At 65.1% G+C, this 16,149-nt stretch carries 12 protein-coding genes; all 12 read right to left on the reverse strand.

The window, feature by feature from the left end; translation table 11 throughout:
• Positions 1 to 17: 17 nt before the first annotated feature.
• Positions 18 to 2,135 (reverse strand): ribonuclease R family protein, encoded by a 2,118-nt coding sequence (locus H6A21_RS00440; protein WP_204559627.1) that lies wholly within the window; start codon positions 2,133 to 2,135, stop codon positions 18 to 20.
• 141 nt (positions 2,136 to 2,276) lie between these two features.
• Positions 2,277 to 3,224 (reverse strand): permease-like cell division protein FtsX, encoded by a 948-nt coding sequence (ftsX, locus tag H6A21_RS00445; protein ID WP_204559628.1) that lies wholly within the window; start codon positions 3,222 to 3,224, stop codon positions 2,277 to 2,279.
• Positions 3,214 to 4,389: a cell division ATP-binding protein FtsE gene (gene ftsE / locus H6A21_RS00450; protein WP_342636016.1), complete on the reverse strand. Its 1,176-nt coding sequence runs from the start codon at positions 4,387 to 4,389 to the stop codon at positions 3,214 to 3,216. Before ftsE ends, ftsX begins: the two co-directional genes overlap by 11 nt.
• A gap of 157 nt (positions 4,390 to 4,546) precedes the next feature.
• Positions 4,547 to 4,792, reverse strand: a complete 246-nt coding sequence (locus tag H6A21_RS00455) for a helix-turn-helix domain-containing protein (RefSeq protein ID WP_204559629.1) — start codon at positions 4,790 to 4,792, stop codon at positions 4,547 to 4,549.
• Between the two features lie 9 nt (positions 4,793 to 4,801).
• Complete coding sequence (locus H6A21_RS00460; protein WP_204559630.1) at positions 4,802 to 5,347, reverse strand: hypothetical protein; 546 nt, start codon at positions 5,345 to 5,347, stop codon at positions 4,802 to 4,804.
• A 109-nt stretch (positions 5,348 to 5,456) separates the two neighbouring features.
• Positions 5,457 to 6,686 (reverse strand): radical SAM/SPASM domain-containing protein, encoded by a 1,230-nt coding sequence (locus H6A21_RS00465; protein WP_204559631.1) that lies wholly within the window; start codon positions 6,684 to 6,686, stop codon positions 5,457 to 5,459.
• Between the two features lie 250 nt (positions 6,687 to 6,936).
• Entirely contained in the window at positions 6,937 to 8,277 is a 1,341-nt protein-coding gene (locus tag H6A21_RS00470; protein WP_204559632.1) for a hypothetical protein, read from the reverse strand.
• 192 nt (positions 8,278 to 8,469) lie between these two features.
• Positions 8,470 to 9,411 carry a transketolase family protein gene (locus H6A21_RS00475; protein WP_204559633.1) on the reverse strand — a complete coding sequence of 314 codons (942 nt, stop codon included), beginning with the start codon at positions 9,409 to 9,411 and terminating at the stop codon, positions 8,470 to 8,472.
• Positions 9,412 to 9,414: 3 nt separating this feature from the next.
• Positions 9,415 to 10,236, reverse strand: a complete 822-nt coding sequence (locus H6A21_RS00480; protein WP_204559634.1) for a transketolase — start codon at positions 10,234 to 10,236, stop codon at positions 9,415 to 9,417.
• A 249-nt stretch (positions 10,237 to 10,485) separates the two neighbouring features.
• Positions 10,486 to 11,388 carry a YitT family protein gene (locus tag H6A21_RS00485; protein ID WP_342636018.1) on the reverse strand — a complete coding sequence of 301 codons (903 nt, stop codon included), beginning with the start codon at positions 11,386 to 11,388 and terminating at the stop codon, positions 10,486 to 10,488.
• A gap of 92 nt (positions 11,389 to 11,480) precedes the next feature.
• Positions 11,481 to 12,632 (reverse strand): peptide chain release factor 2, encoded by a 1,152-nt coding sequence (prfB, locus tag H6A21_RS00490; protein WP_204559635.1) that lies wholly within the window; start codon positions 12,630 to 12,632, stop codon positions 11,481 to 11,483.
• Positions 12,632 to 15,436, reverse strand: a complete 2,805-nt coding sequence (gene secA, locus H6A21_RS00495) for a preprotein translocase subunit SecA (RefSeq protein ID WP_204559636.1) — start codon at positions 15,434 to 15,436, stop codon at positions 12,632 to 12,634. Before secA ends, prfB begins: the two co-directional genes overlap by 1 nt.
• Between the last annotated feature and the right edge of the window lie 713 nt (positions 15,437 to 16,149).

Raw genomic sequence — 16,149 nt, forward strand, 5'->3', positions numbered from 1 at the left:
ATCAGTCGGCTAGCGTATCAGTGTAGCGCACGGCCCAGGTGAATCAGCTTGAAATCGAGGTGGCCGCGGACCGCGTCGGTTCCGCTCACCTCCACGATCACCCGGGTACCCAGCGAGATCGTGCGGCCGCTCGAGGCCCCCTGCAGCACATAGAGGTCCTCGTCGAGGTCCCACCACTCATCCCCGCCGAGCGCCGACAGGCGTACCAGGCCCTCGGCGCCCGTCTCGTCCAGGCGCACGAAAGCGCCCATGGTGTCGATCCACGAGACCGAGCCCGCAAAGCGCTCCCCTATGCGCTTCGCGTAGTACTGCGCGACCTTGACCTTCTGCGAGGCATGTGCGGCGGCGTCGGCAAGCCGCTCGCGCGTGCTCGCATGCCGGCAGAGCTGCGGGAGCACATGCGCTAACGAGCTATCGCCCGTCCCCGTGAGGACGGCCGCCCGCTCGCGCGCCGCCGCTGCCCCCAGGCGCTCCCGCGCCAGGGCGCGTTTGAGCTCACGGTGGACCAGCAGGTCCGGATAGCGCCTGATGGGGCTCGTGAAGTGGCAGTAAGCCGGGGCGCCCAGCGCGAAGTGGCCGAGGTTGTGCGGACGATAGACCGCGCGCTGCATCGCGCGCAGCAGAAGGGCGTTCACGAGCGGCGCCCAACCGGTCCCCCGGCTCTCCTCGAGCGTCGCCTCGATGGCAGCGGGATCTGCCGCCCTGATGCCGGCGGCGCGCGCACGGTCGATGGCGCCGATACCGACGAGCGTCTTTGCTGCGGCCGCCAGATCGTCAGGAGAGGGCGGCTCGTGCACGCGGTAGGCGGCATCCAGTCCCCGGTCGGCAAGCCAGCCCGCCACGCACTCGTTGGCAAGCAGCATCGCCTCCTCCACGAGCGAGGTCGCGCGCGTGCGCTCGCGGCAGGTGATGCGCTCGGGCAGGCCCGCGGCGTCCAGCAGGCAATGCACCTCCACGGTATCGAAATCGATGGCACCGCGCGCATGGCGAATCGCCAAGCGCTTCTGAGCGACGGCATCGGCCGCGCGCAGGTAGCCGGCAAGGTCGACATCCATCGTGCACGCACGCTCGAAGGCGGCCTTCGCCCGGGCGCGCGCTTCGGTGCGCGCCTGGTCCTCAAACCCCTCCGCCGGCTCGCGCAACTCGTCAAGCAGCGTGTCGACGGCCTCGTAATCGAGCCGAAGGCGCGAGCGGATGACGCTCGGGTAGACCTTGAAGCCCAAAAGACGACCGCGGCGGTCGAGCTCCATATCGACCGTCATCGCAAGCCGGTCCCGATCGGGGCGCAGGGAGCACACGTCGCACGAGAGCGCCTCGGGCAGCATCGGCAGCACGCGGTCGGCCAGATACACCGACGTCGAGCGCCGGCGCGCCTCGAGGTCAAGATCGCTCTCCCACACCACGTAGTGCGAGACATCGGCGATGTGCACGCCCAGCCGCACGCGCCCCTCGCCCAACGGCTCGAGCGAGATGGCGTCATCGAAATCGCGCGCATCGATAGGGTCGATCGTCAGCAGGAACCGGTCGCGGATATCGCGGCGCAGCGGGTCCTCGAGCGCAGCGTCCACATCGAGCGTCGCCGGGGCGGCCTGCTCCACCGCGACGGCAGGATAGCCATCCTCCAGGTCGTAGCGGGCCATGATGCAGCGGATGCCGAGATCGGGGGCGTCCGGGCCGCCGAGACGCTGCTCGATGGTCGCCACACCCGATTCGTAGCGCGACGGATAGCTCACGATGCGCGCCGAGACGATATCGCCGGCGGACACCCCGGCGTCACGCGGCGAGGAGTCGGTCGGCAGCACGAAGAAGTCCTGGCGCACCCGCGTGTCGAGCGGGCGCACGACACCGAGCGGCCCCGTCTGGTCGAAGGTGCCCACGATCGTGGTGGTCGAGCGCGCAAGCGTACTCTCCACCACGGCGCGCTTGTCTCCACCGGGGCCGCGATGCAGGCTGACCGTCACCGTATCGCCGTTCATCGCCTCCCGGATGCCGCGCTGCGTGAGCCGGAAGGCGCCCTCAGCGGTCTCGACGAAGGCCCCGGCATCGGTGACACGGACGGTGCCCGCTATACGCGCGGTCCCCCGCGAGCGCGTCGGCCCTCGACGGCGACCCGCACCTCTTGATTTGCGTCCCATGACGCCTCCCTTCCCTCTCTGTCAGTCTGTCGTATACCCATCCGGACGATTGCCGCCGCGAAGGGCCGAAATGCAATCGGGCCGCCTTGCGGGCGGCCCGATCATGCAAGCAAGCTGTCAAGTGTGCGTTCTGCGCGCGGCCTACACCTTGAGGTAGCGCCCCATGGCGATAGCCGAGCCGAACAGGCCGATAACGACGCCCACGATAACGAGGGCGGCGTAGGTCATAAGGTACATCTCCATCGGGATGTTGAAGGAGATGAAGTTGATCGCGCGCTGCAGCGCGGGCATGCCGAGGTTGCGGATGAGCTCCAGCGCACCGATGGTGAGCAGCGATCCGAGCAGAGCTTGGATGACGCCCTCGGTAATGAACGGCCCGCGGATGAAGCTGTTCGAGGCGCCCACGAGGCGCATGATGCCGATCTCGCGACGGCGCGCGGTGATGGACAGGCGAATCGTGTTGTTGATGAAGATGAACGCGATGAACGTGAGGAGGGCGACGAGCACGACCGCGGCGATACGGATGTAGGCGGTCACCTCGAACAGGCGCCCGACCTCCTCGCGGCCGTACAGGACGCTCGCGTTCACATCGGCATCAACGTCGTCGACGTCTGGGTCGTCATCGTCGACGATCTGACGGAAATCGGGATCCTCCTTGATGCGCTCAGCGGTGGCCTCGACCTTGGAGGGATCGTCCATCTCGATCACGAACGAACGCGGAAGCGGGTTCTCGCCATCGAGCGCGGCGAGCGTCGCGTCGGCGTTGTTGGAGATGTTGCCCGTGTAGTCGGCGAGCGCATCTTCCTTCGTCTTGAACGTGACGGAGGCGACGTTGTCCCAGCCCTCGATCTTGTCCTGGAACGCCTCGATGGCCTCGTCGGAGGCATCATCGGAAATGAACGCGTTGATGGTCACCTGCTGCTCGACCGTGCCGATCACGGCGTTGACCATCGCCGAGCCCAGAATGAACAGGCCGATGATGAACAGCGACAGGAAGATCGTGATGACCGCACCGATCGAGGTGCCGAGGTTGCGGAAGAAATGGCTGCCCGCCTCGCGCAGCGAATACCCGAAATTGCTAGGCACCATAGTTACCGTAGCCTCCCCTCTCCTGGTCGCGAACGATATGGCCCGCCTCGAGCGCGATGACGCGACGATGCATGGAGTCGACCATCTCGCGGTCGTGCGTGGCGACGATCACGGTCGTGCCGGTACGGTTGATGCGCTCGAGCAGCTTCATGATGCCGAGCGAGATGGCCGGGTCGAGATTGCCCGTCGGCTCGTCGCAGATGAGCAGCGGCGGACGGTTGACCATGGCGCGAGCGACGGCGACGCGCTGCTGCTCGCCACCGGAAAGCTGATCGGGCATGGAGTCCATCTGGTCCGCCAGGCCGACGAGGCGCAGAACCTCGGGCACCTGGCTGCGGATGACGGCCTTCGGCTTGCCGATGCACTCGAGCGCGAACGCGACGTTCTCATAAGCGGTCTTGTTCGGCAGCAGGCGGAAATCCTGGAACACCGCGCCGATCTGGCGGCGCAAAAACGGGACCTTGCGGTTCTTGATGCGCATGAGATCCTGCCCGGCGACGAGGATGCGACCGCTCGTGGGCTTGACGTCGCGGATCATCGTGGAAAGCAGCGTCGTCTTGCCGGAACCCGAATGACCGACGAGGAACACGAACTCACCCGGATAGATCTCCAGGTTGATGTCATCGAGCGCGGGCTTGTTCGGCTGCGCCGGATAGATCTTGGTCACATGCTCCATGAGGATGACGGGCTCGACGCCCGCATCGCGAGCCATCTGCTTGCGCGACTCCTGAACCGGTGCGAACACCGAGGTGAAATCGGGACTCGCGAGCGCGGCGTCAACGTCGGCGATCTGACGCTGCTCGGAAGCGTCGATAGCCGCCTCGACGGGACCCGCTTGGGTGCGGAAGCCCGCATCGATCGGCGCATCAGCCGGCGAGGGCACGCTGATGGGATGCCCGACGGGCGCCGGAAGATCAGCGGGCATGGGGGCGGGTGCCACACCGGACGCCGCTGGAGCCGACACGGCAGGGGCTGCCTGCTGGGGCATCGAATCAATCGGATCTGTTGCAGGAGATGGCGCCGCTGACGCTTCAGCGGCGGGCACCGCAGCGTCGCTCGGGGCGACGTCAGGCGCAGGTGCCGAGCTGGCGGAATCCATCTGGTCCGCTGCAGCCGCCTGGGGGGCGGCCTGCTCGCCTGCGGGCTTACGGAAGTGGTTACCCACTAGAAGCTCCTTCTGTCGTGCGTTTGATCTACATATTCGGCTACGTATTCTATCAGCCGGAGCCGATGTGCACAGAGAATGCACGGGATTCAAACCCAGCTCAACACGAAGAGGGCGCCCGAAGACACCCCCTTCTGTAAGCAGGCTGATTGAACGGCTACTCCTCAGGCAGCTTTCCGAAGGCCGCCTCGTATTCGTCGTCATCCATCCAGTCGATGATATCGCCCGGCTTGCAGTGAAGCGCCTCGCACATGGCGGTGAGCGTCGAGAAGCGAATGCCCTTCAGGCGCCCCGTCTTGATACGGGAGACGTTGACCGGGGAGATGCCAATCTTCTCGGCAAGCTCGAGCGAAGTCATCTTGCGGTCCGCCATAACGCGGTCGAGTCGCATCACAATGGGCATATGCATCACCTACAGAATGCCGTTTGAGTCTTCTTGCAGGATTCTACCGTACTCGAAAGCACCAGCAAGTGCAAAAAACGTCACAGAAAGCATAAGAGATGCTAAATCCAATTCGGGCATGACAGCCGTTGCCATCATGGCGGCACCGGGGATCGCCGGCGGGCTGAAGGTGGGCATGAGCAGTCCGAAGAGCGTGCCCGCAGCGTTCAGGGCGCCGAGCGCGACAAGGCGCGTCGTCTGCGGCACGGAAAAGAACTCCGCGCGCCGCCCGACGGCAAGCACAAACGACAGGAAGACGGACAGGGACACGGCGTCGCAGGCGATGTTGAGAATGCTGATGAACATATAGCGCTGCTCCACCGCAGAGGTGCCACCGCCGACCAGCTCAGGCACGATCGCGGCAAGCACCCAAGCGTTCGCCGCGATGCCGACTCCGAGCATGGCGCACATGATGTAGAGCATACCTACCAACAGGAACCGACGGGAAGCTTTCGGAGGGTTTCCACCCGACCGGTCATCGCACAGCTGGACGCCGCGCAATGTTTTGGAGACCATAGCTTCGCTCCTTTACAGAAGATGGGGCATTACATGCCGACGCGCACACCGAAAATGATGACGCACTGGGAATCGAGGGATTGATCGTTATCGATGGTGAACAACATGGCTACGCACTCCTTTGAAATCTGGATGTCATATCGTCGATGGCCGCCTCGAGCGCTCGATTGTAGTAATTGCAGAACGGGTCGCGTCCGGCAAGAGACCCGGACGCCCGGTAAGCGCGTGCTCGACAACCACCTCCACACAGGTAGCGCTTACCACAGGAAGAGCAGGTATCGATAGCGTCGACCGTTGGAAGATCGAACGCGCGAAGCGCTTCTCGAATGCTCGCCGCCCCATCGGTGAAGGCGCAGCCGAGCGCATACGGGGAATCGTGCAGCATATGGCAGGGGTAGACGGTGCCGTCTGCAGCAACGCTTACCCCCGCGCGGCCGGCGCCGCAGCGGGCTCGGGCAGCCAGCTGGTGAGCAGATGCGGCCCATCCCGCATCATCATCAATCGTTGCGCCGCATGACACCATGAGCTCTGCCAAGCGTGCGCAGGACACCTCATCGCACATAAGCCCTCCGAGACGCGCGGGCGAACCGGAAAGAAGGCTGAAGCCCACAGCAGCACCTAGGCGTTGCCCCAGCTCGAGATAGGCAGGGATATCCTCAATGTTGCGCGCGTGTATCGTCGGCAAAATCTGGACCGCAAACCCCGCGGCGCGGATGTCCCCCACCGCATGCACGAGCCGATCGAACAGCTGGACGCCGCGCACATGGGCCGGCGCATCGGCGGCGGTGCCGTCAAATGAAACCGAGATGACCTCAACAAGCCCCTTGAGACCTGCCAAGCGCGCAGGAGTCACCAGTGTGCCGTTCGTGAGCACGCTGATATGGCGGATACCCGCCGTCCTGGCATCTGCCAAGATGGGTGCTAAATCATCGCGGGCAAACGGCTCTCCGCCGGAGACAACCAATCGCTCGACACCAAGCTCCACAAGCACGCGAGCTGCGTGCGCCAAGTCATCAAGTTCAGGATCGGGCGCGCAATTCCTGCCAGCATCTTCCGAGTAGCAGCCCGCACACGATAGGTTGCAGCGATTTGTCACATGCAGGTACGCCAGATGAGGACGGCTGGAACGCGCAGGCGAGCAGAACCCGTGGTCGCGCAGATACTCTACGAGCTGCTCGCATGATACGGGCGTCTCAGACGCGTCGACATCGCGGCGCATCATGGCGCGCACCAGGTCCGCACCTTCGTCTGTCAGCCCCACGAGGGCGCCTGTCTCGAGATTACCGATCACCGGGATGCCACCCATATCGAACAGCACCGCATGTTCCGCCAACCGCATAGCGTCGCCCCCGATCCCTGCTGGACGCCTGCATCATAAACATAGCTGATATTGTGTGATTCAATATGTTTTATATGATTCCTATGGTTTACCAGGCACTGCGAGCGGCGGGTTTCAGTCGTTAAGTGGTTAACATCTTGAGAGAAACAACGCATCACGATATATAAAGGCCGTGCCACGGGATATCCCCATGGCACGGCCTTCTCATGAGCCACGTGCCCGGTCACCATCCATGGGCCGGAAGACCCGTCTAATTGTGCGCGAGCGTACCCGCGATCTCCATCGTCTCGTTCGTCGGCTCGCCGAACAGCAGCGGGCGGCGCGTGTAATCGCACGACATCGAGATGATAAGCGTACCATCGAGGCCGAACACACCCTGGATGCGGGCCGATCCCTCGCCTCCCGAACTCGAGCCCTCGCCGGCAAACGTGTACACCGCGCCGTCGACCTGCACGTAGCCGCTCGTCGTGTCACCGGGCTCTGCCGGGCTGATGGTGCATGAGATAACGCCGCTCACCGCATCGGAGGCAAGGCCGGGCGACACCGCGCGATACGTCACGGCGAACGTGTTCGATGCCGGATCGAAGTTCGAGATAGAGAAACTCGCGATGCTCGACGCGTCGGCATTCGTGGGCGAGTAATCCCCTTCGAGCGCCGCGCCGTTATACGTGACGGCCGAAGTCGCCTCCCCTTCCGAACGCAACCAAGCGTTGCCGTCAAAGGTATAGGTCACGGGTTTGGATACCGTATCGGCGCCGAACCAGAACGTGTACTCCGTCGAGGAGGCGAAGGTGCACGTCTGCGCGGCGGCGTCGAACGTCGGCGCGAATCCGTCGGGAAACGCGGGGTCGTGCGTCACCGGGGCGATGGCGCGCGTCGTCGCCGTCGCCTGCAGGACCGTACCCACCCAACCGGCATCGTCGGGCGTGGCACCCGCCAGGTCGGGGAAGCTGTCCTGACGGTCGGCGCGCGCCACCAGCAACGTTCCCGTAAGATCGCTCTCGAAGCTCTCGTTCGCGACGGTCGCTGTCACATCGAGGGTGAACGAACCGTCATCGGCCTGCGTCATCGAGGTGACCTCGACGTCGGAAAGCTCATAGGGACTCTCCTCGACGTAGTCGTTCACCGCAAAGCCGTCCATGATGTCGGAATCCGCCTCGAGCACCTCGGTCGCCACCGCCGCATCCGGCTTCGGTTGAAGCTGCGGCCAAAAGTAGATACCGAGCGCCACGGCAGCCGCAGCGAGGGCAGCGACGACAAAGATGACGATGAGCGCGATGCGGCCGCGGCGATGGCCCTTTTTCGGCTTCTGCTCCTTCGCGCCCGGCACCTCCTCGTCCGCTTGCCCGGCCGCATAGTGCGCTCCGGCCGCGCGCAGGCCGGCGGGAAGCTCCTGCGTCCCGCCCGAGCGCGTGTTCATGTTGAGCATCGCCGTCGCCGACAGCGGAATCTGCATCAGCGTCTCGAGCGCCTGGTCGTGCTCGGAGAGATCCTGCAGAGCCTGCCCGGCAATCTCGCAGGCGTCAGCGAAGTCCTCGGTCGCCGTCGGCGCCGCTTCGCATAGGTCCTCTCGACGTGTCGTATCGCTCATGGCGTGCTCCCGTATCATTATCGAAAGCCACCGGGCGCACAGGGCGCGATGGCTCGGCATGAACTGAGCGCCGCGACCCGCATGCAGCAGGCCACGGCGCTCAGCGAACTAGCTGCTCCATGGAGTGTACCACCGCACTGTTACAGGCGCGTGGGTCGGCTTTACTCCACGAGAAGCGCGTGAGACGGGCTCTTACGCCATGAACGCCTCGACGGCCGCCGTGACGCCCTCGGCGTCCAGACCGTACTTGTGCAGCAGGTCGACCGCCGGGCCGGACTCGCCGAACGTGTCCATCACGCCGACCTTCTTGACCGGCACCGGATGCTTCTCGGCGAGCGCGGCGAGGACGGCGTCGCCCAGGCCGCCGATGATGGAGTGCTCCTCGCACGTCACGACGCGACCGGTCTTCTTCGCGCTCTCGACGATGATGTCCTCGTCGAGCGGCTTGATGGTGTGGATGTTGATGACCTCCGCGTCGATGCCGCGGTCGGCGAGCGTGTCTGCGGCCTCGAGCGCCGCCTGGACCATCAGGCCGCAGGCGACGATGGTCACATCCGAGCCCTCGCGCAGCTTGACGCCGCGCCCGATCTCGAACTCGTAGGTCTCCTCGTCGTTGAAGACGGGCACGGCAAGACGGCCGAAGCGCATGTAGACGGGACCGTCCATCTCGTAGGCGGCGCGCACGGCAGCCTTCGCCTCGACGTCGTCGGACGGCACGATCACGGTCATGCCGGGGATGGTGCGCATGAGCGCGACGTCCTCGCAGCACTGGTGCGTGGCGCCGTCCTCGCCCACCGAGATGCCCGCGTGCGTGGCGCCGATCTTGACGTTCAGGTGCGGGTAGCCGATGGAGTTGCGCACCTGCTCGAAAGCGCGTCCGGCGGCGAACATCGCGAACGTCGAGGCGAACGCGACGCGGCCCGTCGTGGCGATGCCCGCGGCGATGCCCATCATGTTCTCCTCGGCGATACCCGCGTCGAAGAAGCGGTCGGGATAGGCGGCCTTGAACTTGCCGGTCTGCGTGGCGGCCGCCAGGTCGGCGTCCAAGACCACGAAATCGTCGTGCTCGGCGCCGAGCTCGACGAGCGCCTCGCCGTAGCTCGCGCGGGTGGCGATCTTCTTCACGTCAGCCATCGCTTACGCCTCCTTCTCGAGCTCGGCCATGGCCTGCTCGAACTGCTCGTCGTTGGGCGCCTTTCCGTGCCAGCCCACGTTGTTCTCCATGAACGAGACGCCCTTGCCCTTCACCGTCTCGGCGACGATGCACGTCGGGGCGCCCTTCGTGGCGCGCGCCTCGGCGAAGGCGGCTCGGATCTGCTCGAAATCGTTGCCGTCGGCGACCTCGATCACATGGAATTTGAACGCGCGGAACTTATCGGCGATGGGCATCGCGGAGTTGACCTCCTCGATGGTGCCGTCGATCTGCAGGCCGTTGTGGTCGACGATGAGGCAGAGGTTGTCGAGCGCGTGGTTGCCGGCGAACATCGCGGCCTCCCACACCTGGCCCTCCTCGATCTCGCCGTCGCCGAGCAGGCAGTACGTGCGGTAGGAGTCGCCCCAGTGCTTCGCGGCGAGCGCCATGCCGACCGCCGCGGAGATGCCCTGGCCCAGAGAGCCGGTGGACATGTCGACGCCGGGCGTGTCGTTCATGTTGGGATGGCCCTGCAGGTGGGACCCGATGTGGCGAAGGGTCTCCAGGTCCTCTTTCGGGAAGAACCCGCGGCAGGCGAGCGCGGAGTAGAGCGCGGGCGCGCAATGGCCCTTCGAGAGCACGAAGCGGTCGCGCCCCGCCTTGTGCGGGTCGGCCGGGTCGACGTCCATCTCCTCGAAGTACAGGTACGTGATGATGTCGGCCGCTCCGAGCGACCCGCCGGGATGTCCCGACTTCGCAGCGTGGACGGAGGTCACGATTCCGCGTCGGACCTCGTTGGCAACCTTTTTGAGCTCATCGTCGCCCATGGTGCCTCCTTTCGTGGTACGTGCGGAGCGCTCGGGCGCCGCACGCGCATGGGTCCCGTAGGTACGTAGTTCACAGTACCATACGCAACCAGCCAAAACGCACGTTATTAGGCGAAGGAGGGCAAACGGCCTCCCCGCGCGCCGGGTCAGTGGGGTGCCCATGCGGAAAACCTGACGCGCCGCTTGCGCTCCCCTGATGGGAGGCGGGGCGGGCGGCGGTTATTCACCCTGCTCCCCTTGGCCGCGAAGCTACTCCCCGAGCTCCTTGAAGCCCTCGCCGAACGCCTCGGTCACATCAGTGATGAACACGATCGCCTCGGGATCGCGCTCCGCCACGACCGTCTTCAGGATCGACACCTCGCGACGGTCGAGGATGATCATGAGCATCGGGCGGTCCTTACCGCTCCACACGCCGCGCGCGGCGATCTCGGTCACCCCGCGGCCCATCTCGTACATGACGTCGTCGGCGATGTCCCCGTGGCGGTCGGAGATGACGAAGGCGGCGCGGCGATGGTCCGACCCGTCGACGACGCTGTCGATCACATAGCCCATGAGCACCATGGAGAGCGCCGCGTACAGCGCGTTCTCGATGGAGAAGACCGGGGCGCTCGCCGCGCAGACGGCCACGTCGATGGCCATGACCGTCGAGCCAACCGGAAGCGACGTCTTACGGGAGATGATCTGCGCCACGGTGTCCGAGCCGCCCGTGTTCACGCCGCAGCGGAACACGAGCCCGTATCCGATACCGGAGATGATGCCGCCCCAAAGCGAGGGCAGCATGAGGTCCCCGTCGCCGAGCGGAACGACGAAGGGGGCGAACAGGTCGGTGAAGAAACCGAACAGGACGAACCCCGTGATGGTCTGCACGGCATAGCGCGCCCCGCCGGTGCGCCAGACGAGCAGGAGCAGCAACGCGTTCATGACGATGGTCTGGAAACCGACGGGCAGCTCGAACCCCGCGCGGCGCGTGAGCTCGGCGATGATGGTGGCAAGGCCGGTCACGCCGCCGGCGGCGAGGCCGTTCGGGACCATGAACATATCGACGGCGAGCGCCGCGATGGCGCACCCGGCGGCGACGATCGGCAGGTCGCGCACGAACTTCGACTGCACGAGCCGCCTCACATCGATCGGCGCACCATGATGTCTTGCCACGTCCAGACTCCTCTCCCTTGTTCGCAAACGGCCAAACGATAGCAAAAAGGCGACCTCGTATGTATCGAGGCCGCCTGAAATCGAGACGAACGCTAGTCTGCAAGGTCCTCTTCGTCGGGCGCGTAGTCGGCGTTGCCCGTCGCCCAGCGATGGTAGCCGACGATGAACGGATCGAGGTCGCCCTCCTCCAGGACCGCGTCGACGTTGCCCGTCTCCACGCCGCACCGGAGGTCCTTCACCATCTGGTACGGGTACAGCACGTAGCTTCTGATCTGGTTGCCGAAGCCGATGTCATGCTTGGGGCCGCGGATCTCGTCGAGCTCGTCTTCGCGCTTCTGCAGCTCCAGCTCGTAGAGACGGGCCTTCAGGATCTGCATGCACGCCGCCTTGTTCTGGATCTGGCTGCGTTCGTTTTGGCACGTGACCACGATGCCGGTCGGCAGATGCGTGACGCGGACAGCAGAGTCGGTCGTGTTGACGCCCTGGCCGCCCGGACCGCTCGCATGGTACACGTCCACGCGGATGTCGTCGGGAGCGATCTCGATGTCGATGTCATCCGGCAGCACCGGGATGACCTCGACGCCGGCGAAGGTCGTCTGGCGGCGCTTCTTGGCGTCGGTGGGGCTGATGCGAACCAAGCGGTGCACACCTGCCTCGGCGCGCAGCATGCCGAAGGCGTCCTTGCCCTCGACGGTGAACGTCGCGCGGTCGATGCCGATGACCTCGGCGGCCGGGCAATCGTTGATCGTGACCTTCCAGCCGCGCCGGGCGCAGTACTTCATGTACATCTTGAACAGCATGAAGGTCCAGTCCTGGGCCTCCAGGCCGCCCTGGCCAGGCTTGATGGTCACGATGGCGCCGCCATGGTCGTACTTGCCGGTGAACCAGCTCGAGAGCTCCATGTCGTCGATCTCGCGCGTGAGCGCGGCCACGGTGGACGCGGCCTCACACATGAGCTCCTCGTCTCCGTCCATCTCCTCGGCGAGCTCCAGGGCAGCGCGCGCGTCGGCAATCCCCTCACGCGCCGCCTCTACGGCCTTGATGTCATCGCGGTCGCGCGCGAGCTCGGCCATGAGCGCACGGGCGGCCTCGGCGTCGTCCCAGAACCCGGGGGCAGCGCTTTGGCGCTCGAGCTCCTCGACGCGCCCGCGCTTCTCCTCGAGGTGGAGATAGGACTCCACCTCGACCAGGCGTGCGGCGAGCGCATCGAGGTCGGCGACGGTTACAGAGGCCTGCTCAGCCATTAGCGGTCCTTGCCGTGGCAGTGCTTGAACTTCTTACCGCTCCCGCAGGGGCAGGGATCGTTGCGGCCCACGTTGGCATACGGGTCGCCGCTCTCGGACTTGCGGTAGGTGCGCACGCTCGCGCCCGCGGCGCCCGCGGTGCCCTGGGGGGCACGGCCGGCGGCGTTCGCGGCGTTGGCGGCAGCCTGGGTGCGCAGCGTGGAGGCGCCGTCGGGGTCGGAGGGGCCGGAGTAGGTCGCGCCGGCGAGCGGGGCGGTCTGCTCGGGCTTCGGCGCCTGACGCACCTCGATGCGCAGCACGGTGCGCAGGTAGTCCTCGTACATCGTGTCCACGAGCATCTGGAACGCGGCGAACGCCTCGGACTTGTACTCGACGAGCGGGTCGCGCTGACCGAAGCCGCGCAGGCCGATGCCCTGCTTCAGGTAGTCCATCTCCTGCAGGTAGTTCATCCAGCGCGTATCGATCACGCGCAGCATGACCTGGGTGTTGAGGTCGCGCATGAGATCTTCGCCCAAGCGCTCGGCCTTCTTGTCGTAGCACTCCTCGACATAGGCAAGCACGTCGCGCTTGAGGTCGTCGTAACTCTCGTCGCCGAACTCGGGGGCATCCTGGTTGCCGGTGAGCTCGACGAGCCACTTGTGCAGGCCCTCGAGATCGCACTCGCCGTCACGCGAGTCCTTCGCGCAGAACTCCTGCACGCAGCGGGACACGGTGTCGTCGATGACCTCGTCGATATGCTCGGCCAGATCCTTGCCGTCGAGCACCTTGTTGCGCTCGGCGTAGATGACCTGACGCTGTTTGTTCATGACGTCGTCGTACTCGAGCACGTTCTTGCGCATCGAGAAATTGATGCTCTCGACCTTGCGCTGTGCACCCTCGACGGCCTTGGAGATGATCTTGTTCTGGATGGGCATGTCGTCGGGCATGTCGTAGCGCTGCATCATCTGGCTGACCTTGTCCATGCGCTCGCCGCCGAACAGGCGCATGAGGTCGTCCTCGAGCGACAGGTAGAACTGGGTCTCGCCCGGGTCGCCCTGACGGCCGGAGCGGCCGCGCAGCTGGTTGTCGATACGGCGCGACTCATGGCGCTCGGTGCCGATGACGGTCAGGCCGCCCGCGGCGACAACCTCCTCGTGCTCCTTGGCGCAGACCTCCTTGGCGCGCAGCAGCTCGCGGTCGAACGCCTCGCGGAACTCCTCAGGAGACTCCTCGGGATCGATGCCGCTCGCGATGACCTCCTCGCGAGCAAGCTCCTCCGGGTTGCCGCCGAGCAGGATGTCCGTACCACGGCCGGCCATGTTCGTAGCGATCGTGACGGCACCCAGACGGCCCGCCTGCGCGACGATGTGCGCCTCGCGCTCATGGTACTTCGCGTTCAGCACCTCATGCTTGATGCCGCGCTTGCTGAGCAGGCGCGACAGGCGCTCGGAGCTCTCGATGGACACGGTGCCCACGAGCACGGGCTGGCCGTTCGCGTGGCGCTCGGCCACGTCGTCGGCGACCGCGTTGAACTTGGCGTCGATGGTGCGGTAGACGAGGTCGTCGTTGTCCTTGCGGATGACGGGCTTGTTGGGCGGAATGACCTGGACGGCCAGGTCGTAGATCTCACGGAACTCCGCGTCCTCGGTGAGGGCGGTACCGGTCATGCCGGAGAGCTTCTCGTAGAGACGGAAGTAGTTCTGCAGGGTGATGGTCGCGAGCGTCTGGTTCTCCTCGCGCACGAGCACGCCCTCTTTGGCCTCGATGGCCTGGTGCAGGCCCTCGGAGTAGCGACGGCCCTCCATGATGCGGCCGGTGAACTCGTCGACGATCTTGACCTCGCCGTTCGTCACGACGTACTGCTTGTCGCGATGGAACATGTACTGGGCCTTCAATGCCTGCTGCAGGTGATTCACGAGTTGGCCGGACAGGTCGGCGTAGATGTCGTCGATGCCCAGGCGCTGCTCGATCTTCTTCAGGCCCTGCTCGGTGGCGGCGATGGTGTGCTTGGCCTCGTCCATCACGAAGTCGCCGGTGGGCTCGGGGCGCTCGCCGCCGGCCATGATGTCGAACTCGGGCTCCTCGCCGCGGGTGAGGCCGCGGACGGCGCGCGCGAAGTTCTTGTAGATGCTCGCCGACTTCGTGCCCTGACCGGAGATGATAAGCGGGGTCCTCGCCTCATCGATCAGGATGGAGTCGACCTCGTCGACGATGGCGTACACATGGCCGCGCTGGACGCGCTGCGTCGGGCGGACGACCATGTTGTCGCGCAGGTAGTCGAAGCCGAACTCGGAGTTCGTGCCGTAGGTGATGTCAGCGGCGTAGGCCGGGCGCTTCTGATCGAGCGGCATGCCGTTTTGCAGCAGGCCCACGGTCATGCCGAGGAAGTGGTAGATGCGGCCCATCTGCTCGGAGTCGCGCTTGGCCAGGTAGTCGTTCACGGTGACGATGTGCACACCGCGACCGGGGATGGCGTTCAGGTAACCGGCGAGCGTGGAGACGAGCGTCTTGCCCTCGCCCGTCTTCATCTCGGCGATCTGCCCCTCATGCAGTGCCATACCGCCAATGAGCTGGACGTCGAAGTGACGCAAGCCGAGCGTGCGCTTGGATGCCTCGCGGACGACGGCGAACGCCTCGTTCAGCATGGAGTCGAGACTTTCCCCGTTCGCATAGCGCTCGCGGAACAGAACCGTCTGGTGGGCGAGCTCCTCGTCGCTCATCTTCTCGTAGGTGGGCTCGAGCTCGTTGATCTTGGTGACCATCTTCTCGTAGCGCTTGAGGTCCTTGTCCGCTCCGAAGGAGAGCAGTTTAGAAACGAATCCCATATGGTTTCCTTCTCGTATCCCTTGCGCGTCATGCGCATGCACAATCGGAGACCACTTTAACCATTTGCGGTACGCGGAATGCGGAAGTTGCTTGCAGTCACAGGGAAACCACGGTAGACACCCCGCCGAACCGCCCTCCCGCCGGGCCCCGGGCAGGGACCTTGCCTGCCAGGTCCATCGCGCTTTGCGCTCAAACGACCTGGCAGGCAAGGTCCCTGCCCGGGGCCCGGCGGCACGAGGGCTTGCGGGGTGCCTACCGGCATGGGTTTCGGCGGGGTTTGGGGTCGAAAGTTGATTCGGACCGTAAGCCGTATGGCACCATACGTTGTGGGATGGGGTTGGGGGCGTTTTTATGCGTTCGATAATCGAACGAAGGGAGCGCGTCTGGGTGCCAGGGACAAAAACGCGTTGAATGGGACTCCACATCGCATCGGTAGGTTTGTTTTTAAGGCGAGGGGGGCACTTTTCATGCATGCTAGCCGGCGTTTGCGCAGGATTTATATGTTGTTTTATCCGTATCAATTGTTGCTCAGCGCCAACACCCTCCTGTATAGGTCCCACTCAAAGCGTTTTTGTCCACAGCCGGCGCTCGTACGCAAGCGGCAAACGGTAGCGCCGGTGGCCACGTAATGCCACATGGCGCGCAGGGTGCGTCCCCGCCCATCACAAGACCGCTCGCCAGTCACGTCGGCGCGCACGCTGACCCTCAGCAA

The sequence above is a fragment of the Collinsella tanakaei genome (assembly GCF_016902615.1).
Classification (GTDB): Bacteria; Actinomycetota; Coriobacteriia; order Coriobacteriales; family Coriobacteriaceae; genus Collinsella; species Collinsella tanakaei_A.